Here is an 18588-nt window from a genome sequence, read left to right as displayed (position 1 = left end):
CCGGAGCGGCGCGGCTCGTCATCCTGATCCCGCGAGCACGGCGGCCGCGATCCTCGTCCGGGCGCCGATCGCCTTTTTGATCTTGGCCAGAGCCGCGCTGTTCCTCTCGATCGCCTGCCGCTGCAGGGCGGCGTCGACCGCGTACCAGACGCCGACGACGTTGTTCCGCTTCTTGCAGTCCGCGTCGGCGCGGGCCGCCGTCTTCTCCTTCGCCGACGCGGTGCTCGTGCGCCAGGCGCTGTCGCCGGTGGCCGCGAGCGGATCGGGGTAGGAGAAGCCGCGGTCCTTCATGCACCGCGACCACTTGGCGAACACGGCTCTGACCAGGGGATGCCTCCGCGAGGACTCGAAGCTGTCGATGTTGATGTCGTTGGAGAGCTCCGCGTCGCCCCCGGCTTCCGGTCCTTCGGAGAGCAGTCGTGCCCGCGCCTCACCGATGCATCCGCCGACAGGGATCCTCCGGCCCTTGTGGACCTGACCGCCGGCCTCGGTGGAGCCGGGTTTGACGTGCGGGTCGTTCGTCCCCGTCAGCACGAGGGTCATCTCCGCGGACAGCGGCGCGGGCTCGGCGGCCGTCGGGGCGGTCCTGCTGCCGGCCGGGGCGAATCCGTCGACCGCCGCCGCCTTCGGGTCGGTCACGCCGTACCGGAACTGGGTGGGGGTCCTCGGCCGGAACACCGGGGTCGGGGCGGGAGCCGTGTAGCGGAGCCCGAACCGGGTCATGCACTGTTCGGTCAGCTCGGCCTGGGCTGCGGTCAGCTCGTCCGACTGCCTGTCGCTCAGGAGGTAGGGGGCGATCGGCAGCGACCGGTCGGCCGCCGTGACCAGCCGCGGCACGGAGGAGACCTCCGGCATGGCGACGGCCGCGCCCTTCGGCCGGGAAGGCCCGGAGGACGACGGCGAGGACGAGGAGCAGCCCCCGGCCAGCAGCACGGCGGCCGTCGCCAGGACGACAGCGGCTTTCGGGTGGCCGGAGGCGGGAGACGAAGTCATGAACCGGTGTGTCCTCGTTGCGGTGGGTGGGTGCGCAAGGACGGCCGAGAGTGCGGCCGGGGCGCGGGGGATGCCCCGCCCGGTGTGCGGAGCGGGGCACCCCCTGCGTGAGGCTGCGGTGAACGGACCTCGGTCGGGACGTCCCGCCGGGTCAGCCGAACTTTCCGGAGGCGTTCTCGTTGCGCAGCGTGCTGTTAAAGTTTCCGCCGCCGCCCGCGGCGAAGCGCTGGCTCGCTCCGGTGTAGTTGATGTGGAAGTACACGGTGAAGGCGTTGTTGAAGTCCCAGTTGTCCACCGAGGCGGCGTTGTTCCGGACTCCCTGGCCCGCGCCGTCGCTGCCGTTGGCGCTGGCCGTGAAGGTGTAGCCGGAGTAGTTGGGGATGCTGGGGAACTGCTTGAAGAAGGCCCCCTGGTAGTTGGGGTGGTAGTAGATGCAGGCGTATCCGCTGGAGCAGGTCGTGTCGGCCGCCGACGCGGGGCTGACGGTGAGGGCGGTGGCACCGGCGGCCAGGACGGCTGCGACGGCTGCCGAGCGACGTATGTTCTTCACGGTGTGTCGTATCCCTTCCGGTACGGATGCGGGCTGCCAGCCATACTCGCCAGCGCGTTCGGTCGAGGGACACCCCTTTCCATCGCGGTCGAAACCCGCAGGTGGCCGGGGACCTGGCCACGTTTCCGGCATCAAGCGCCCGCGGTGTGAGCCGCGTTGACCAAGGCGGATCCGGTGGAGGTACGGGTGTGCAGGATGAGTTCGCCCCGCTGCAGGGTGCTCAGAAGACCCGCCGCGCGCAGTGCGGACAGATGGTGGCTCACCGTCGCGGCGGACACGCCCACCCGGCGCGCGAGTTCCCCGGACGTGGTCGCGGTCTCGGTGGCGATCAGGATGGAGGCACGGGTGCCGCCCATGAGCCGGCCCAGGGCCCGGACCGTCACCGGCGCCGCCCTGTCGTACCCGGCGGGATAGACGAGGACGGGCGGCAGGGCCGGATCGGCGAGCGAGTTCGCGGGGCCCTGGCCGAAGTGCGACGGAGCCAGGAGCAGCCCTCGCCCCTTCAGGTGGAGCGTCTGATCGACGGAATACCGGACGTGCAGGACGGGGGGCGCCCATCGCATCAGCGGCCGGTAGCTGTGCAGCAGCCCGTGGACCCCGCCGTCGAGAAGGGCCCGGGCGCGAATGGCCCGGTCCGCCTCGACGGTGTTGCGGATCGCATTCCAGTGAGGGGCGATGGCGATACGGTGATAGTCCCTCAAGAGGTTCCGCAAGTCTTCTCGGGCCGCGGGATCCGCTTCGTGCAACCGCTCGATCCACGCGGATCCCCGGCCTCGGTCGAGGAGGTCGAGTTGACCGCGCAGGACGCTCCTGGGACTTCCGGCCACCGCTTCGATGATCGATTCGATTCCTCCGTGCCGCCGGTTCTCCGGAGTCAGAAAGTCCGGAAAATATCCCGAGGCCGGGATCATGGGCATCAGCATGAGCCGAATGCGCTGCAGCAGATCACTGCGGGCCGCATCGGCCCTGACCTGCTGGTACCACGGTTCGTACCGGGCCACGGCCAGCCGCCTGCGTAATCGGAAGACGCTCAATACCAGTTCCCACATGGGATCCGGTGACGTGGCCACTCTGGTTTTCAAGAGATCTTCGGTCGTGAAATGAATCCTCAGCATCCCCCACCTCCACGAGCCCCCCGCGCCTCGTCGGTCATTGTCTATACCAGGAATGACCGGCTCGCAAGAAAATTTCTCGCAATTCCGCGTGCACCAATCCCGCCGACCCGGCCGTCGATTCCGGTTCTCATCGGCCCGTACCATCATCGCCATCGGGAGGGTGGCTGAATTTCCGCCAACGTTTCGAGCGACCGGGTCGGCCACTTCTCGCGGCGTATCCGCGCCTACCTGGAATGCCGTACGCGTCAGAGGTACGAACGGCCCATGCCGCCGGGACACCGTCGGCTCAGCCGTTCGCAGAAGCGGAACCCGTCGGCAGGACCGGGTCCAACGACCCGCCGCGGCGGGCGTCTTGCGACCGCAGATGACCGATTCGACGGCGAATCGGTCATCTCCGGTCGCGGGACGGCCACCGGTTTGATCTCGGCCATGTGTACGGCAGTAGGGTGACGCCCGTGGCACCACGACCGTTGCATGAGATCGTCGAACCGGGGTGGGCGAAAGCCCTCGAACCCGTCGCCGGACGGATCGCCCAGATGGGCGACTTCCTGCGCGCGGAGATCGCCGCCGGGCGCACCTATCTACCGTCCGGGGCGAACGTCCTGCGGGCCTTCCAGCAGCCCTTCGACGAGGTACGCGTCCTCATCGTCGGCCAGGACCCCTACCCGACCCCGGGGCACGCCGTGGGCCTGTCGTTCTCGGTGGCCCCGGAGGTGCGTCCGCTGCCGCCCAGCCTGATCAACATCTTCCGCGAACTGAACACCGACCTCGGAGTTCCCCAGCCGTCCACCGGTGACCTCACCCCCTGGGCGAACCAGGGCGTGCTGCTGCTCAACAGGGCGCTGACCACGGCGCCCCGCAGCCCCGCGGCCCACCGCGGCAAGGGCTGGGAAGAAGTCACGGAACAGGCCATACGGGCGCTGGCCGCGCGCGGTCGGCCGCTGGTGTCCATCCTGTGGGGCCGGGACGCGCGCAATCTGCGCCCCCTGCTCGGCAGTCTCCCCTCGGTGGAATCCGCGCACCCCTCGCCCATGTCGGCCGACCGCGGCTTCTTCGGTTCGCGTCCCTTCAGCCGCGCCAACGATCTGCTGGCCAAGCAGGGGGCGGAGCCGGTGGACTGGCGCCTGCCGTGACGGCCGACGGCGTACGTGGCGGGACGCGGGACGGGCGGGGCCCTTCCGTGGTCCTCGCCGTGGACTCCGGTGGCTCGGGGCTGCGTGCGGCCCTCGCCGCGCACGCGGTGCCGGGCGACGACCGCCCTCCCGTACGCCGAGGAGCCCCGGCGCGTCCCCACCCGGCCCCGCTCGGTGCGCCGTTGACCTCCAGGGAGCCCGTCCGGACCGGTCCGCGCGGGATCTCGGCAGAACATCTGCTGGAGCAACTGCTGCCGATGGCACGGCGGTTGATGGCCGATGCGGGCGCCGAACGGCTCGGGGCCGTCGCCGTCGGCGCGGCCGGTCTGGCCACGCTCGGCGACGAACTGCGCGACGAGCTCCCGCCCGCCCTGGAACGTGAACTGGGAGTACGGCGGCTCGCCCTGGCCGCCGACGCCGTGACCGCGTACACGGGCGCCCTGGGCGTCCGTGCGGGTGCCGTGATCGCGGCGGGCACCGGCATGATCGCGATCGGCACCGACCTGACGTCGTGGCACAGGGCCGACGGGTGGGGTCATCTGCTCGGCGACTGCGGCGGCGGAGCGTGGATCGGCCGCGCGGGCCTGGAGGCAGCCCTGCGCGCGTTCGACGGCCGCCCGGAGGGCTCGGCCGCGCTGCTGGCGCGGGCCGAGGAGGTGTTCGGGCCGGTGCCGGGACTGCCCGGCCTGCTGTACCCGCGCACCGACCGGGCCGCCGTACTCGCCTCCTTCGCCCCGGAGGTCGCCGGACAGGCCGGGAACGACCCCGTGGCCTCGCGCATCCTGCGGACCGCCGCACGGCACATGGCCGAGTCGGCCGCCGCGGTGTGCCCGGCCGACGGCGAGCCCCGCCTCGCCCTCACCGGGGGCGTGTTCGACATGGGCGCCGCGATCCTCGGCCCCCTGACCGAGGAGTTGGCCGGGCGGCTGCCGCACGCCCGGCACGTATCGGCCCTGGGCGGCCCTCTCGACGGCGCGCTCCGGATCGCGGCCGACCTGGCCGACGGCCGGCTCGCGCTGCCCCCGGACGAACGAATGCTGTACGTGGTCGCGGAAAAGCCGTACGGGCAGATCCATGACCCGAATTCACCGTAGGCCCGACAAGTCCGCGATTACCGATCACTTCCGACCGGTACGTAACCCATCAGACAAAAGCGGACGGATACCGCTCACCTGCACCCTCCCCGAACAGGGGAACCCAAGAAACAAGTAACATGCGGCGCCATGAGCTCCCCCACTGGGCCCGCGTCCGGCCTGCCAGTACGAATGCCGCGACCCCGCCAAGCCGGGCGGCACCGCCGTCCGGAACCCCTGGCGGCTCCCGAGGGCGCGCCCGCGCTCGTCCTCGCGGTGCCGGGCACCCCCAGCGCCGCCACGCGCAGCCTCGCCGAGGAGGTCGTGAGCATCGCCCGCTCCGAGCTCCCCGGCCTCGACGCCCGCATCGGCTACCTGGACGGGGACGACGAGTTCCCCACGCTGCAGTCCGTGCTGACCCACGCCGCCGAGGAGCGCACCGCGCGCTTCGAGCAGGCCCGCGCCGCCGGCTCCGACGTCTCCGAGCCCGACGGCCCCGTCGGCATCGTTGTCCCGCTGCTCGCCGGTCCGGACAACGCCCTGCTGCGCCGCATCCGCCAGGCGGTCATGGAAAGCCGTGTCGCGGCCGAGCTGACCGATGTCCTCGGTCCGCACCCGCTGCTCGCCGAGGCGCTGCACGTGCGTCTCTCCGAGGCCGGTCTGGCCCGCGCCGACCGCGCCCGGCTGTTCACCGTGGCGACCGCCGCGGACGGCATCGTGCTCGCCACCGTCGGCGGCGAGGACGCGGTGCAGGCGGCCGGCATCACCGGCATGCTGCTCGCCGCGCGGCTCGCCGTGCCGGTCATGGCGGCGGCTCTCGACGAGGAGGGCTCCATCTCGGCCATCGCCGAGCAGCTGCGCGGCTCCGGTTCGCAGCAGCTCGCGCTCGCCCCGTACCTGATCGGTCCGGAGCTCGACGCGGGTCTGCTCGACGCCGCCGCCAAGGAGGCCGGCTGCAGCGCCGCCGAGGCCCTCGGCCCGTACCCGGCGATCGGCAAGCTCGCGCTCGCCCAGTACACGACGGCACTGGGCATCGCGCCGCCGCAGACCCAGGGAGCGCCGGCCTTCTAGTCGGCCGCCGCACCCGCACCACCTGTACCGCCCGCACGTCGAAAGGGCCCCTCCTGAGCCAGGAGGGGCCCTTTCCCATGGGCGCGGGGCACACCCGGCACGGCCCCCTCCGGGAGCGGCCGGGCGGGCCGGGTCAGCCGAGGACCACGCAGGACGCGGCGGGCGCCTCGACCGAGCCGCCGCGGCGCGGAACGCCGGTGTCCTGGTCGACGGTGAACCAGGTCACGTCGCCGGAGCGTTCGTTGGCCGCGTACAGGAACCGCCCCGAGGGGTCGAGGGCCAGCGCGCGGGGCCAGGCTCCGCCGCAGGGCACCTCGGCGACGAGCGTGAGCCCCTCGCCCGCCGCGTCGACGCCGAGCACGGAGACGGTGTCCCGGCCCCGGGTGGCGGTCCACACGAAACGGCCGTCGGGCGAGACGACGATGCCCGAGGGGTACGCATCGCCGTCCGGGGCCGCGGACAGCACCGCGACCTCGCCGACGGGCCGCAGCGAGCCCTCCTCGGCGTCCCAGCGGCAGACGGTGAGGGTCGGGGCGAGCTCGTTGAGGACGTACGCGTGCCCGCCCCCCGGGTGGAAGGCGAGATGGCGCGGGCCCGAGCCGGGACGCAGGGCGATCTCGCGGTGCAGGGCGAGCGTTCCGCCGTCGAGGGCGCACACCCGGACCGAGTCCGTGCCGAGGTCGACGCTGACGGCCCAGCGGCCGGTGGGATCGGGCTGCACCTGATGGGCGTGCGGGCCCCGCTGCCGCTGCGCGTGCGGACCGGAACCGGTGTGCCGGAGCACGCCGGAGGCGGCGGGTGCCAGTTCCCCGCCGGGGCGGACGGGTACCGCGCTGACGCTGCCCGAGCCGTAGTCCGCGGTCAGGACGTGCCCGTCGAGGACACTGAGGTGGGTGGGGCCGCTGCCGCCGGTCCGGGTCGGCGGACCGGTCAGTTCCGGCTTGTCGCCGTGCACCCGGAAGGCGGCCACCGCGCCCTCGGCGGTCTCGCTGACCGCGTACAGGACGTCGCCCGCGGGCGCGAGGGCGAGGTACGAGGGGTCGGGCACGTCGTCGGCCGCGCCGAGGACGGTCAGCGCGCCGCTGTCCGGATCCACGGCCGCCGTGAGGACGCCGAGCCCTCCCGCCGCCGTGAACGATCCGATGAACGCCCGCTGCCGCCTGCCGCCGTCCGCCACGTCTGTCCCCTCTCGATCCCGCGCCGTCGGGGCGACGGTAGCAGTCACGGCGCTGCGGTCTAGACCAAAGCCGGGGCGGGGACGGCCCCTGCGCTCGTTCCCGGCGGCCGTTCCGGTCCTCGTGCGCGCGGTCCTCAGGGCGGGGCAGGGCACTCGGGACCGGGCCGGCCGGAAACCCAAGTACGTACGTACCGGGTACACGCAGGTCACGAGGGTGCCCAGAGCCCGCACGGCGGCCACCACGGGCTTCCCGGGCGCGCGCCGGGGAAAGAGGCGGCAGGGGCCGGTCCGAGGCCGCCCGGCGGGCCTCCACACCCCCGCCGCGGACCTTTCGGACAGGCCCCCTCTCCCGAGCGGGCCCCGGAACGAGAGCGGCCCCCTGGAGCGCCGGACAGCGCTCCAGGGGGCCGGGAAAAGCTCCGCCGACGTCAGACGCCGACGAGCTGCGAGTCGCGTACCGGTCCGCGCAGCGGTGTCGCCATGTCGACGAGCGCCCGCTCCAGGCCGTGCAGGTGCACGAGCGCCTGCTCGGCACCGGGGTGATGACCGGGGACGTCGTGGTGGGCCGCCGGAGCGCCTCCCGGCACGGCTCCGACCAGGGACTCCATGGCCGTCTCGACCCGTCGGCAGGCCGCCGTGAGGCGGGCGTCGTGCGAGGCGTCCGGGTCGGCGGCGACGGCCGCGAGACCCCGCACCTCGCGGGCGCAGTCGTCCAGCAGGGCGAGGATCGCGCGGGCCCGTTCCTTGCGCTGCAGCATCGGGTTGAGCGGGTGCACGAGGGGGGCGAGAGCCATGCGCACACGCCCCAGAAGCGCTTCGAGCTCCCCCGCGAGCGGTGCGGGGTCGGCCCGCTCGTCGCCCGCGAGCCGCCGGGCCGCCGCCGCGGTGCAGCCGTGCACGGCGTGCAGGGCGCGCTCGATCCAGCGGTCGGTGACCGTGTGCGTGGTGATCGGCAGGACGAGGGCGACCGCGAGCGCGGCACCAAGCGCGCCGACGCCCGTCTCGGCGAGCCGGAGGACCAGCAGTCCCGGGTGCAGCACGCCGAGCAGCCCGTAGAGCAGACCCGCCATGACGGTGACGAAGAACATCATCCAGCTGTACGAGGGGGCGGCCGTGTAGAAGATCCCGAAGACGCTCACCGCGACGAGGGCGGCGGTGGGCGCCGGCGCGCCGTGCAGCGGTACGGCGATCAGGAGCCCGGCCACGATGCCGGTGAGCGTGCCGAGGACACGCCGGAAGCCGCGGACCAGCGTCTCGCCGCGCGAGGCCGTGTTCACGAAGATCCACCACGCGGTGCCGACGGCCCAGTACCAGCGGTCGTGCGAGAGCAACTGGCCCGCGCCGAGCGCGAAGGCGCAGGCCGCCGTCGCCTGGAAGGCCTGGCGGGTGGCGGGGCGGTCCAGCCCGCGCCCCTCCAGCGGCAACGGCGCGGCGGGCAGCGGGCTGCGCCGCTCGATGCACCAGGCGCCGAACCGCACGGCCGAGGACGCCGTGAGCGACAGGGCGACGGCGGCGTACAGCTGCGGAAGCTGGCCGGGCACGGCGTGCAGGAACTGGGTGGTGAAGAACATCATGAACGCGAAGATGCCGAGCGCGTGCCCGCGGGGGCCGAAGCGACGGGCCCACACCCCGGCGAAGACCACGGCGAGCCAGGTCGCGTCCCGCAGCAGTGGCGTCCCGTGCAGGGCGGTCGCCGCCGCGAGGACCGGGAAACCGGCCACGGGGAGCAGCGCGGTGGTGCCGGCCTGGCCGCGCACGGTCGGGTCGCCGACCGTGAACAGCGCGAGGAGCGCCGCGAGCCCGCCGGCGATCGAGGCGGAGAGCGAGAGCCCGGTCAGTTGGCACAGGGTGACCGCGAGGCCGATCCCGGCGACCGCCCGGAGCGAGACCCGCAGCCGGAACAGTCCCGGATCCGGCGCCATGAACATCTTCTTCACCGTAGGCGGCCCGCCCCACTTCGCGTTCGATACAGAGTCCGGCATGCGCGGCGCACATGCGAAAGGCGCCGCGGGTCCGGTACGGCGTCCTTGCCGTCCGGCGCTGCGCAGCGCCATCGATACGGACAAGGTACGCGGCAGCCCAGAAGTGGCTCAACCGGCGCGTTTTCTACTGTGCCATTGGTACAGTCGGAGGTGAACATTGTCGGCCGCGAGGAGGCCAACGGACCATGCCCGTGGACGAGCTCGACACCCGCATCCTGCGGCTGCTCCTGGAGCAGCCGCGCACCAGCGTCCGTGAATACGCCCGTGTCCTCGGCATCGCCCGCGGCACGCTCCAGGCCCGCCTCGACCGGCTGGAGCGGGACGGGGTGATCACCGGTACGGGCCCGTCCCTGTCCCCCGCGGCTCTCGGCCATCCCGTGCTCGCGTTCGTGCACATCGAGGTCACCCAGGGCCACCTGGACGACGTGGGCGACGCCCTCGCCGCCGTACCGGAGATCATCGAGGCGTTCTCGATCACCGGCGGCGGCGATCTGATCACCCGGGTCGCGGCGCGGGACAACGCCCACCTGGAGGATGTGATCCAGGCACTGATCAGTCTGCCCGGCGTGGTCCGCACCCGGACGGAGGTGGCCCTGCGCGAACGCGTCCCGCACCGGCTGCTGCCGCTGGTGGAGTCGATCGGACGGACGACACGGGGCTGAGGGCGCCGCGGGCGGAACACTCCCGGGCATCCTCGCGGCCATCGGGGGCGAGACCCTGCGGGCCGGACACCGCGGCGGGCTCGCCCCTCCCGAGGGGCTGCCGGGCGAGCGGTCGGGTCAGCGGCGGACCAGCCGGACGTGCGCCGCGGCCGGCGATCCGACCAGCTCGGCCACCCGGTAGCCGTCGATCCCGTCCCCGAGGTTGTCGAACAGGCGCTCTCCCCGGCACAGGAGCCGCGGCACGACGGCGCAGTGCATTTCGTCGACGAGTCCCGCGCGCAGGTACTGCTGGACGGTGGCCGCTCCGCCCCCGAGCTGGACGTCCTTGCCCGCCGCCGCCTCGACGGCACGGGCGAGGACCGCCTCCACGGGTTCGTCGGTGAAGTGGAAGGTCGTTCCCCCCTCCATGACGACCGAGGGCCGCAGATGGTGCGTGTGCACGAACACGTCGTTATGGAACGGAGGGTTGGGGCCCCACCAGCCCGTCCACGACTCGTCCTCCCAGGGTCCGCGCTGGGGCCCGAACATGTTGCGGCCCATGATGGTGGCGCCGATGTTCTCCTTGCTGCGCTCCACGTACTCGACGTCGACCCCGCCCTTGCCGTCGGCCAGGTCGCGCATGGCCGCGAACATCCACTCGTGCATGCTTCCGAACCCCTCGCCGAGGGGCTGCTCGAGACGCTGACGGGGACCGGCGGCGTACCCGTCCACCGAGACGGTGAGGTTGTGCACACGCAGCTTGGACATGACCGTGCTCCTCGTGTTCGTGGTGTCCCGCTCTCACCCGTACGTCGAACGGGCCGGACCGGAATCGACAGCCTCTCCCGCGTCCCCCGCATCGCCCCGCACCCCACGCGACACGACCGGCCCCGCCGGGTCCCCTCCGCTCACCCGGCCGCCGAAGAAGGTGGCGACTCCGTTCCGGGCCCGGGTCCGGGGATCGTCATGATCCTTCCATGAATGCGGCGTTTCGGCATCGAGGAGACAGGCCGCCGGCCGTACGGGTTCGGCGGAGCCTTCGGGCCGAGGGGATCCGCCGCGCGGACACCCGTCCGGGTCCAGCACCGGAAGGCCGGGCGAACGGTCGAACCGGGCCCCGACTCCGCGCACGAGGAGCCGACTTCGCCATGTCACGTGCGTCGAAGGCGAGTTGGCGCCGCGGGCCGTCCCGGTCGTTCGTTTCCGGCGGGCGGATTCCAGCCGTGTCGGCACCGGACGACCCGGTAACGCGCTTCCGCTCAGCGCGAGTTCGGGTGCTGCCAGCGGCCGGAAAGCCGTCGCGGGAGCCGTTCCGCCGGTCGAACGGATTCGGTCACTCGGGCATCCCGGCGGACGCCGAACGACTATCGTCTCGAATTGACGTCTCCTGAGCGACCGGCAAAGCTCGGAGATCCCGTCATGACCGCTTTCATCCGCATTACGGACCGCTTTTCCCGCCCCCATGAAAGGTTCCTTTCGTGATCAACAGCAATCACGGGACTGATTACGAGAGCCTTCCGCTCGACCGCAAGGGCCAGGCCGAAGCCTTCGACGCCATCGGCGACCGCTACGACGAAGCCTTTCCGCACAAGGAAGGCCAGGTCGCCGCGGGCGAGTGGCTGATCGGATCGCTCGGCGAGGGGGCACGGGTCCTGGACCTCGGCTGCGGCACCGGGGTGCCGACCGCGCGCCAGATGGCGGACGCGGGGTTCGAGGTGGTGGGGGTCGACCTCTCCGGCGGCATGGTGGAGCTCGCGAGCTCCTACGTCCCCGGCGCGACGTTCCACCAGCTGGACATCGCCGACCTGCGCCCGGACGGGCCGCGCGACCTCGGCCGTTTCGACGCCGTCTCCGCCTTCTTCTCGCTGCTGATGCTTCCGCGCGCGGAGATCCCCCTCGCCCTGCGGACCGTCCGTCATCTGCTGGCCCCCGGCGGCCTGTTCGTCCTGTCGATGGTCGAGGCCGATGTGGACGACTTCGCGATCCCGTTCCTCGGGAACACGATCAGGGTCTCGGGCTATCTGCGGGAGGACCTGCACAGGGTCGTCGAGGAGGCGGGCTTCGAGATCGTCGAGGAGACCTCGTACACGTACGCCCCCGCGGTGACCGACGTCCCGCCCGAGGAACAGGTGTTCCTGTGCTGCAGGCGGTGCGACTGAGGAGGCGGAGTCCGAGCCGCGGACCGCGCACCCACCGGACGGGACAGAACGCGTGACCGAGCACCACACCCCCCACAAGGGCACCGCCGCGCCACAGGGCCCCCTCCCGCCTGCCGCCGTGGCGGACGGCCTCGTGCCGCAGACCGACCGCCTCAGGTATCTCGACGTGGCGACGCGGCGGATCGCCCGCGGGATGGATCTGGACGAGACGCTCCGGGAACTGCGGCAGGCGGCCGTACCGGCGTTCGCGGACGCGGTCTTCGTCCATCTCGACGATCCGCTGCCGGTGGGCACGGAGCGGTCGGCGGCACCCGTCGTGCTCCGACTGCACAGCGCCGACCGTGCGACGCCGACGCGCGCCGGCACGCCCCCGCCGCCGCTCCCCGAGATCGCCGAGCGCGTGCAGCCGGCCGGCGGCGGCCGGCTCGCCGAACTGCTGCGGGACGGGCGCCCCGCGTTCGGTGACGCGCCCGGCAACGCACCCGCCGTCACCGAACTGCTCGTGGCGGGGACCGGTCCGGCGGGAGCGCTCCCGCCGGGCCATCGCCTGATCATCGCGCCCCTGCACGGCAGCCATCACGTCATGGGCACGGTCGTCCTGCTGCGGGGCGCGGACCGCCCCGCCTTCACCAACGACGACCTGCTCGTCGCCTCGCAGCTCGCGACGCACACCGCGCTCGGGGTCCAGAAGGCGGTGATGTACGGCCACGAGGCCGCCGTGGCGGACACCCTCCAGCACACCATGCTCCCGTCCTCGCTGCCCGAACCCACCGGCGTCCGGCTGGCCAGCCGTTACCTGCCCGCCTCGAAGACCGCCCAGGTCGGCGGCGACTGGTACGACGCGATCCCGCTTCCCGGCAACCGCGTCGCGCTGATCGTCGGCGACGTCATGGGCCACTCCATGACCTCCGCCGCGATCATGGGCCAGCTGCGCACCATCGTGCAGACCCTCGCCGGCCTCGACCTGCCGCCCGAGGAGGTCCTGCACCACCTCGACGAACAGGCCCAGCGGCTGGGCAGCGACCACATCGCGACCTGCCTCTACGCGATCTACGACCCGATCTCGCACCGCCTGCTGATGGCGAACGCCGGTCACCCGCCCGCGGTACTGCTCCACGAGGACGGCCGGGCCGAGGTCCTGGCGGTCCCGCCCGGCGCCCCGATCGGCGTCGGCGGTGTCGTCTTCGAGTCGGTGGAGATGGCCGCGCCCGCCGGGGCGACCCTGGTGCTGTACACCGACGGACTGGTCGAGTCCCGTGACACGGACATAGGGAGCGGCGTCGAGGCACTGCGGGTCCGCCTCCAGGGCGCCGCCCGGGGGCTCACCTCCCTGGAGGTGCTCTGCGATCACGTACTGGGCACCCTGGGCCCGGGGACCCGGGACGACGACATCGCCCTGCTGACCGCCCGGTTCGAGGGCTTCCCTCCCGACAGCGTCGGTTACTGGTACCTGGCCCCGCACCCGATGACCGCGGGACAGGCGCGCCGGCTGACCCGCAGGGCCCTGCGCCGCTGGGGTCTCGAGTCCCTGGCCGACCCGACGGAACTCATGGTCAGCGAGATCGTGACGAACGCCGTGCGGTTCGCCTCACGGCCCCTCTCGCTGCGGCTGCTGCGCACCGACGTGCTCCGCTGCGAGGTGACCGACGACTCGCCCCAGGTGCCCCGGCTGCGGCAGGCCGGCCTCGGGGACGAGAGCGGCCGTGGCCTCTTCCTGGTCAATCAACTCGCCCTGCGCTGGGGCGCGACACGAGTGAGCAGCGGCAAGGTCGTCTGGTTCGAGCAGAAGATCCCGGCGAAGTAGCGGCCGCCCGGTCCGCATTCGGCTGATTCCCGATCGGCGGTTCCGGGGCACGCATACCCGCGCGGGGTATGGTGGCGATCCCAGCTCGCGGGAAGTGCGGACGCCCCTGATGACGGTACGAGAGTTGCTCCGGGCCTGGTTCGGCGGCGCCGCCCGCCGGGTTCGCGGCCCGATCGCCGCACCGCGCCCCGCGCCCCTGGTGCGGCTCCGTCACGAGATCCCCGGCACGGCCGCCGGAGCGATGCCGACGGCCCCACCGCGCGCCGTGCCGGCGTCGGCCGCCCGCCCCTGCGTTCCCCTCTCCACCGCGTCCGTCCCCCTCTCCACCGCGCACATAGGCCGCGTCCCCACGGCTTCCCGCGTCCTCTGACGCCGTGCGGCCGTGTGTGGACCGCCCCGGAACGCGTGTCGCGCATCGAGAAGAGGACTCTTCGTGAACAGCATCAACCGTCGCACCGTCCTCGCCGGACTGGGAGCGGCAGGCACCGGCCTGCTCTCCGCCTGCGGCAAGGACGTCTCCAACACCCCCTCCCTCCTCAGCCCTTCCGGCTCCCAGGTCGCCCGCGTGGAGAAGAAGCGCAGCGGTACGGGCAGGGTCCACAGCCTCAACGTGACCGCCGCGCCCGCCACCCTCGACCTGGGCGGCGGCGTCCGGGTCAACTCCTGGGCCTTCGGCGGCCAGGTCCCCGGCAAGGAGATCCGCATCTCCGCCGGCGACACGATCGCCGCCGAACTGTCCAACCAGCTGCCCGGCGCCACCACGACGTCCATCCACTGGCACGGCATCTCGCTGCGCGGCGACATGGACGGCGTACCGCCGGTCACGCAGGCCCCGGTGCGGGCCGGATCCAACTTCACGTACCGCTTCGTCGCCGACAAACCCGGCACGTACTTCTTCCACCCGCACGTGGGCGTCCAGGTCGACCGCGCCATGTACGCGCCGCTGATCATCGAGGATCCCAGGGAGCCGCTGTCGTACGACGACGAATGGGTCGTCGTCCTCGACGACTGGCTCGACGGCGTGACCGGTACCCCCGACGACGTCTTCGCCGAGCTCAGCCACGGCATGTCCGGGATGAACATGAAGGGTGACGGATCGGGGCGGCCGGCGTCCTCGCGGCATCCGTCCATGCCGACGTCCCCGTCCGCGTCGGCGCCCTCCGGCGAAGGCGCGCCGACGCGGTTCCGGCTCGGCGGTACCGCCGGCCCTCTGCTCGGCCGCGACGCCGGGGACGTGAACTACCCGTACCACCTGATCAACGGACGCGTGCCGACCGACCCGGCCGTCTACAGCGGCAAGCACGGCAGTCGTGTCCGCCTCAGGATCATCAACGCGGGTGCCGACACCGCGTACCGGGTGGCGCTCGGCGGCCACAGGCTGACCATCACCCACACGGACGGCTTCCCCGTCGAGCACGAGGAGGTCGACACCCTGCTGGTCGCCATGGGCGAGCGGTACGACGTACTGGTCACCCTCGACGACGGCGTCTTCCCGCTCGTCGCGCTCGCCGAGGGCAAGGACGTCAGCGGCATGGCCATGGTGCGGACCGGATCGGGGAGCCTGCCGGACCCGGCCGTGCGGCCGGGCGAACTGGACGGGCGGACGGTGACGGCCGGACAGCTGCGCGCGAGCGACGGCGTGCGGCTGGAGGCGAAGGAACCCGACCAGGTCCTCCGCGTCAAACTGACCGGCAGCATGGGCGCCTACGACTGGGCCCTCAACGGCCACCGGTTCGACATGAACGATCCGACCTCGGACCCGCTGCTCGTCCAGGAGGGCCGACGGGTCCGGCTCGACTTCGTCAACGCCACGAACATGTGGCACCCGATGCACCTGCACGGCCACACCTACCAACTCGGCGACACCGGCCCGCGCAAGGACACGGCCATCGTGCTGCCCAGGTCGAAGATGTCCGTCGCATTCGACGCCGACAACCCCGGACAGTGGATGCTGCACTGCCACAACGCCTACCACAGCGAGGCCGGGATGATGGCGCTCGTGGCCTACGGGGCCTGACCCTGCGGGACTCGGGTCCACGGAACCCCGGGCCCACGGAGCCCCGGGCCGGCCGCTCAGCCGAGGAAACTCAGCCGCACCTCGCGGTTGGGGTTGTCCCGGTTCGTGTCCACGAGGCACACCGACTGCCATGTCCCCAGCTCCAGGGCCCCGTCCACCACCGGCAGGGTCGCGTGCGGCGGGACGATGGCGGGGAGGACGTGGTCGCGGCCGTGCCCGGGGCTGCCGTGACGGTGCTGCCAGCGGTCGTCCGCGGGGAGCAGGGAGTGCAGGGTGGTCAGGAGGTCGTCGTCGCTGCCGGCGCCGGTCTCGATGATGGCGATCCCGGCGGTGGCGTGCGGGACGAAGACGTTCAGGAGGCCGTCGCGGCCCGCCGCGACCTCGCGGAGGAAGGCCTCGCAGTCGCGGGTGAGATCGACGACCGCCTCCGACGAACCGGAGGAGATGTGCAGGACCTGCGTGGTGAAGGCATCGGACATGCCTCAATCCTCTCCCATGCGCCGGAGACCGGCCTGTGACGACGGCACCGGGGCCGGTCGCGGACGACCGGCCGCCGACGGCTTCCGGCACGAGTCCGCTGGGCGGCTCACGGTGGCACAGGTCTCCGTCGGGGGGCTCACGGTGGCACGGGTCCGTCGGATGGCTCACAGCCGGGTGTCCGACGGGAAGATCCCGGGCCCCTGTCCGGTTCGTAGAAGCGTGAACAACACCGGGGTGAGCACGCGTGAGGTCGATGTGGTCGTCGTCGGAGCCGGTCAGGCCGGCCTGTCCGCCGCCTACCACCTGCGGCGCACGGGCTTCGAGCCCGAGCGGGACTTCGTCGTGCTCGACCACGCCCCGCGCCCGGGCGGCGCCTGGCAGTTCCGCTGGCCGTCACTGACGTACGGCAAGGTGCACGGGATGCACTCCCTGCCCGGCATGGACCTCACGGACGCCGACCCCGACCGCCCGTCCTCCGAGGTCGTCCCGGAGTACTTCGCCGCGTACGAGCGCGCCTTCGACCTGCGGGTGCGCAGGCCGGTCGACGTCAGGGCGGTCCGGGAGGGGGCCGACGGGCGGCTGCTCGTGGAGACCGGCGCCGGCACCTGGTCGACGCGGGCGCTGATCAACGCGACGGGTACCTGGGACCGTCCGTTCTGGCCACGCTATCCGGGCCAGGAGACCTTCCGCGGGCGGCAGTTGCACACGGCGCAGTACCCGGGCCCCGAATGGTTCGCCGGGCGGCGCGTGGTCGTCGTGGGCGGCGGCGCCTCCGGCACCCAGCACCTGATGGAGATCTCCGAGCGTGCGGCCGCGACCACCTGGGTCACCCGGCGCCCTCCGGTCTTCCGCGAGGGCCCCTTCACCGAGGAGTTCGGGCGGGCCGCCGTCGCCCTCGTCGAGGAGCGGGTCCGGCAGGGGCTCGTGCCGCGGAGCGTGGTCTCGGTCACCGGCCTGCCGCTGAACGACGCGATCCGGCGGGCGCTGGCCGACGGCGTGCTGGACCGGCTGCCGATGTTCGACCGGATCACCCCGGACGGCGTGGAATGGGCGGACGGGCGTCGCGTGGACGCCGACGTGATCCTGTGGGCGACCGGTTTCCGTGCCGCCATCGACCATCTGGCGCCGCTGCGGCTGCGCGAACGGGGCGGCGGCATCCGTGTCGAGGGAACGCGCGCGGTCGCCGATCCGCGGATCCACCTGGTCGGCTACGGACCCTCAGCGAGCACCGTCGGCGCCAACCGGGCGGGCCGGGCCGCCGTACGGGAGGTCAAGCGGCTGCTGGCGACCGCTCCGGTCGCCGTGTGACGCCCCGTACGCCTCTCAGTTCGTGGGAATGGCCGTGGGAGTGACGGCCGACGTGGCAGCCGGTGTGGCGACGGGTGTGACAGCGGCGGAAACCGCGGGAGACACCGTGGGAGGAGCCACGGAGGTGACCGCGGGGGAGGCCGTCCGAGGGGCCGCGGGAGAGGCCGTCCGAAGGGCCGTGGGAGAGGACTCCCGAGGGGGCGCGGAAGAGGCGGCGGGGGGCGCGCTCTTGTGGTGTCGCTGGTTGAACTCGGCCACGTCGCGCTGGTGTTGCTCGTAGCTGGCCGTGAAACGCGTGTCGCCCGGCTTGACCGTGACGAAGTACAGCCAGTCTCCCGGGGGCGGGTTGATCGCGGCGCGCAGCGCCTCCTCGCCGGGGTTGGCGATCGGCGTGGGCGGCAGGCCCATGCGCCGGTAGGAGTTGTACGGGCTGTCGAGCCTCGTGTCCGCCTCACTGGTGTTCAGGGTGGAGCGGTTCAGCGCGTAGTTGATGGTGGAGTCCATCTGCAACGGCATACCGCGCTCCAGGCGGTTGTGGATGACCCTGGCCACCTTGCCCATGTCCGCCTCGGTCGCCGCCTCCGCCTGCACGATGCTCGCGATGGTGACGGCCTGGTAGACGTTCGTCGCGCTGCGCTGCGCGCCCGCGGCGACCGGCGCCCCGTTGAACTTCTTGTTCGCGGTGTCGACCATGGACGTCAGCAGGGACTCCGGGGTCGCCTTCTCGCCGATCGGGTACGTCGCCGGGAAGAGATAGCCCTCGGGGTTGCCCCTGGCGTCCATCGGAAGCTTGAGGTGGGCTTTCGCCAGGGACTTCTTGGTGGTGCCTGCGGGAACCCGCAGGGCCTTGTCGACGGCCGCGTAGACCTGTCCGGAGCGCCAGCCCTCCGGAACGACGAGCGATGTCGGGCGCGCGTCGTCGCCCCCCGCGCTCAGCAGCGGCACCGCCACGGCGGTGGCCGCCACGACGGCGCCGGTCGCGATGAGGGCGACTCGGCCCCGGCGCGTCAGTCGGATCGTGCTCCGTGGCGGAGTGTTCGTCTGCATAACGGGCACGGTAACGCGCCATCACCGACAAACCCGAC

At 72.6% G+C, this 18588-nt stretch carries 16 protein-coding genes and 1 pseudogene; 9 read left to right on the top strand and 8 right to left on the bottom strand.

What is annotated here, in order from left to right; translation table 11 throughout:
* Window positions 1-18: 18 nt before the first annotated feature.
* The 3 genes from ACICHK_RS33995 to ACICHK_RS33985 all read right to left on the bottom strand — a co-directional run bounded on the left by ACICHK_RS33995 (window position 19) and on the right by ACICHK_RS33985 (window position 2244).
* Window positions 19-993, bottom strand: a complete 975-nt coding sequence (locus ACICHK_RS33995) for a hypothetical protein (protein WP_406839897.1) — start codon at window positions 991-993, stop codon at window positions 19-21.
* A 151-nt stretch (window positions 994-1144) separates the two neighbouring features.
* Window positions 1145-1543 (bottom strand): peptidase inhibitor family I36 protein, encoded by a 399-nt coding sequence (locus tag ACICHK_RS33990; RefSeq protein WP_406839896.1) that lies wholly within the window; start codon window positions 1541-1543, stop codon window positions 1145-1147.
* A gap of 131 nt (window positions 1544-1674) precedes the next feature.
* Window positions 1675-2244, bottom strand: a complete 570-nt coding sequence (locus ACICHK_RS33985) for an ArsR/SmtB family transcription factor (protein ID WP_406839895.1) — start codon at window positions 2242-2244, stop codon at window positions 1675-1677.
* A gap of 869 nt (window positions 2245-3113) precedes the next feature.
* Here ACICHK_RS33985 and ACICHK_RS33980 point away from each other — a divergent pair.
* The 3 genes from ACICHK_RS33980 (at window position 3114) to ACICHK_RS33970 (ending at window position 5935) form a co-directional block, all read left to right on the top strand.
* On the top strand, window positions 3114-3791 hold the full coding sequence (locus ACICHK_RS33980) for a uracil-DNA glycosylase (protein ID WP_406839894.1): 678 nt from the start codon (window positions 3114-3116) through the stop codon (window positions 3789-3791).
* Window positions 3788-4885: an N-acetylglucosamine kinase gene (locus ACICHK_RS33975; protein ID WP_406839893.1), complete on the top strand. Its 1098-nt coding sequence runs from the start codon at window positions 3788-3790 to the stop codon at window positions 4883-4885. Before ACICHK_RS33980 ends, ACICHK_RS33975 begins: the two co-directional genes overlap by 4 nt.
* A 129-nt stretch (window positions 4886-5014) precedes the next feature.
* Window positions 5015-5935: a sirohydrochlorin chelatase gene (locus tag ACICHK_RS33970; protein ID WP_151473622.1), complete on the top strand. Its 921-nt coding sequence runs from the start codon at window positions 5015-5017 to the stop codon at window positions 5933-5935.
* Between the two features lie 133 nt (window positions 5936-6068).
* On the opposite strand, the gene ACICHK_RS33965 is transcribed toward ACICHK_RS33970, so the two are convergent.
* Complete coding sequence (locus ACICHK_RS33965; protein WP_406841388.1) at window positions 6069-7112, bottom strand: lactonase family protein; 1044 nt, start codon at window positions 7110-7112, stop codon at window positions 6069-6071.
* Window positions 7113-7540: 428 nt separating this feature from the next.
* Window positions 7541-9040, bottom strand: a complete 1500-nt coding sequence (locus tag ACICHK_RS33960) for an FUSC family protein (protein ID WP_151473624.1) — start codon at window positions 9038-9040, stop codon at window positions 7541-7543.
* Between the two features lie 239 nt (window positions 9041-9279).
* On the opposite strand from ACICHK_RS33960, the gene ACICHK_RS33955 reads away from it, so the two are divergent.
* Window positions 9280-9756, top strand: coding sequence for an Lrp/AsnC family transcriptional regulator (locus tag ACICHK_RS33955; RefSeq protein ID WP_151473625.1), 477 nt, complete (start codon window positions 9280-9282; stop codon window positions 9754-9756).
* Between the two features lie 117 nt (window positions 9757-9873).
* On the opposite strand, the gene ACICHK_RS33950 is transcribed toward ACICHK_RS33955, so the two are convergent.
* Window positions 9874-10503, bottom strand: a complete 630-nt coding sequence (locus ACICHK_RS33950; protein ID WP_406839892.1) for a dihydrofolate reductase family protein — start codon at window positions 10501-10503, stop codon at window positions 9874-9876.
* Between the two features lie 710 nt (window positions 10504-11213).
* Here ACICHK_RS33950 and ACICHK_RS33945 point away from each other — a divergent pair.
* From ACICHK_RS33945 to ACICHK_RS33930, 4 genes are all read left to right on the top strand, one after another.
* Complete coding sequence (locus ACICHK_RS33945; protein WP_151473627.1) at window positions 11214-11894, top strand: class I SAM-dependent methyltransferase; 681 nt, start codon at window positions 11214-11216, stop codon at window positions 11892-11894.
* A 52-nt stretch (window positions 11895-11946) separates the two neighbouring features.
* Window positions 11947-13698, top strand: coding sequence for a SpoIIE family protein phosphatase (locus tag ACICHK_RS33940; protein ID WP_406839891.1), 1752 nt, complete (start codon window positions 11947-11949; stop codon window positions 13696-13698).
* A gap of 109 nt (window positions 13699-13807) precedes the next feature.
* On the top strand, window positions 13808-14068 hold the full coding sequence (locus tag ACICHK_RS33935) for a hypothetical protein (RefSeq protein ID WP_406839890.1): 261 nt from the start codon (window positions 13808-13810) through the stop codon (window positions 14066-14068).
* A gap of 63 nt (window positions 14069-14131) precedes the next feature.
* Entirely contained in the window at window positions 14132-15715 is a 1584-nt protein-coding gene (locus ACICHK_RS33930; protein WP_406839889.1) for a multicopper oxidase family protein, read from the top strand.
* Window positions 15716-15771: 56 nt separating this feature from the next.
* Here the strand turns inward: ACICHK_RS33930 and ACICHK_RS33925 are convergent, their stop codons facing one another.
* Window positions 15772-16194 carry a secondary thiamine-phosphate synthase enzyme YjbQ gene (locus ACICHK_RS33925; protein ID WP_406839888.1) on the bottom strand — a complete coding sequence of 141 codons (423 nt, stop codon included), beginning with the start codon at window positions 16192-16194 and terminating at the stop codon, window positions 15772-15774.
* Window positions 16195-16414: 220 nt separating this feature from the next.
* On the opposite strand from ACICHK_RS33925, the gene ACICHK_RS33920 reads away from it, so the two are divergent.
* Window positions 16415-17503 (top strand): NAD(P)-binding domain-containing protein, encoded by a 1089-nt coding sequence (locus ACICHK_RS33920; RefSeq protein WP_406839887.1) that lies wholly within the window; start codon window positions 16415-16417, stop codon window positions 17501-17503.
* A gap of 192 nt (window positions 17504-17695) precedes the next feature.
* Here the strand turns inward: ACICHK_RS33920 and mltG are convergent.
* Window positions 17696-18550: pseudogene (gene mltG, locus ACICHK_RS33915) on the bottom strand (endolytic transglycosylase MltG); the annotation flags it as partial.
* Between the last annotated feature and the right edge of the window lie 38 nt (window positions 18551-18588).

It is taken from the genome of Streptomyces sp. AHU1 (assembly GCF_045343905.1).
Taxonomy (GTDB): Bacteria; Actinomycetota; Actinomycetes; order Streptomycetales; family Streptomycetaceae; genus Streptomyces; species Streptomyces triticiradicis.
The sequence above is the reverse complement of the archived record's forward strand: the minus strand, read 5'-3'. Positions and strand labels throughout refer to the sequence as shown.

What these genes read in the sequence shown, in the direction of transcription:
- ACICHK_RS33995 (WP_406839897.1), bottom strand. Translation starts at nt 993, where the DNA reads ATGACTTCGTCTCCCGCCTCCGGCCACCCGAAAGCCGCTGTCGTCCTG.
- ACICHK_RS33970 (WP_151473622.1), top strand. Translation starts at nt 5,015, where the DNA reads ATGAGCTCCCCCACTGGGCCCGCGTCCGGCCTGCCAGTACGAATGCCG.
- ACICHK_RS33960 (WP_151473624.1), bottom strand. Translation starts at nt 9,040, where the DNA reads ATGTTCATGGCGCCGGATCCGGGACTGTTCCGGCTGCGGGTCTCGCTC.
- ACICHK_RS33955 (WP_151473625.1), top strand. Translation starts at nt 9,280, where the DNA reads ATGCCCGTGGACGAGCTCGACACCCGCATCCTGCGGCTGCTCCTGGAG.
- ACICHK_RS33950 (WP_406839892.1), bottom strand. Translation starts at nt 10,503, where the DNA reads ATGTCCAAGCTGCGTGTGCACAACCTCACCGTCTCGGTGGACGGGTAC.
- ACICHK_RS33935 (WP_406839890.1), top strand. Translation starts at nt 13,808, where the DNA reads ATGACGGTACGAGAGTTGCTCCGGGCCTGGTTCGGCGGCGCCGCCCGC.
- ACICHK_RS33925 (WP_406839888.1), bottom strand. Translation starts at nt 16,194, where the DNA reads ATGTCCGATGCCTTCACCACGCAGGTCCTGCACATCTCCTCCGGTTCG.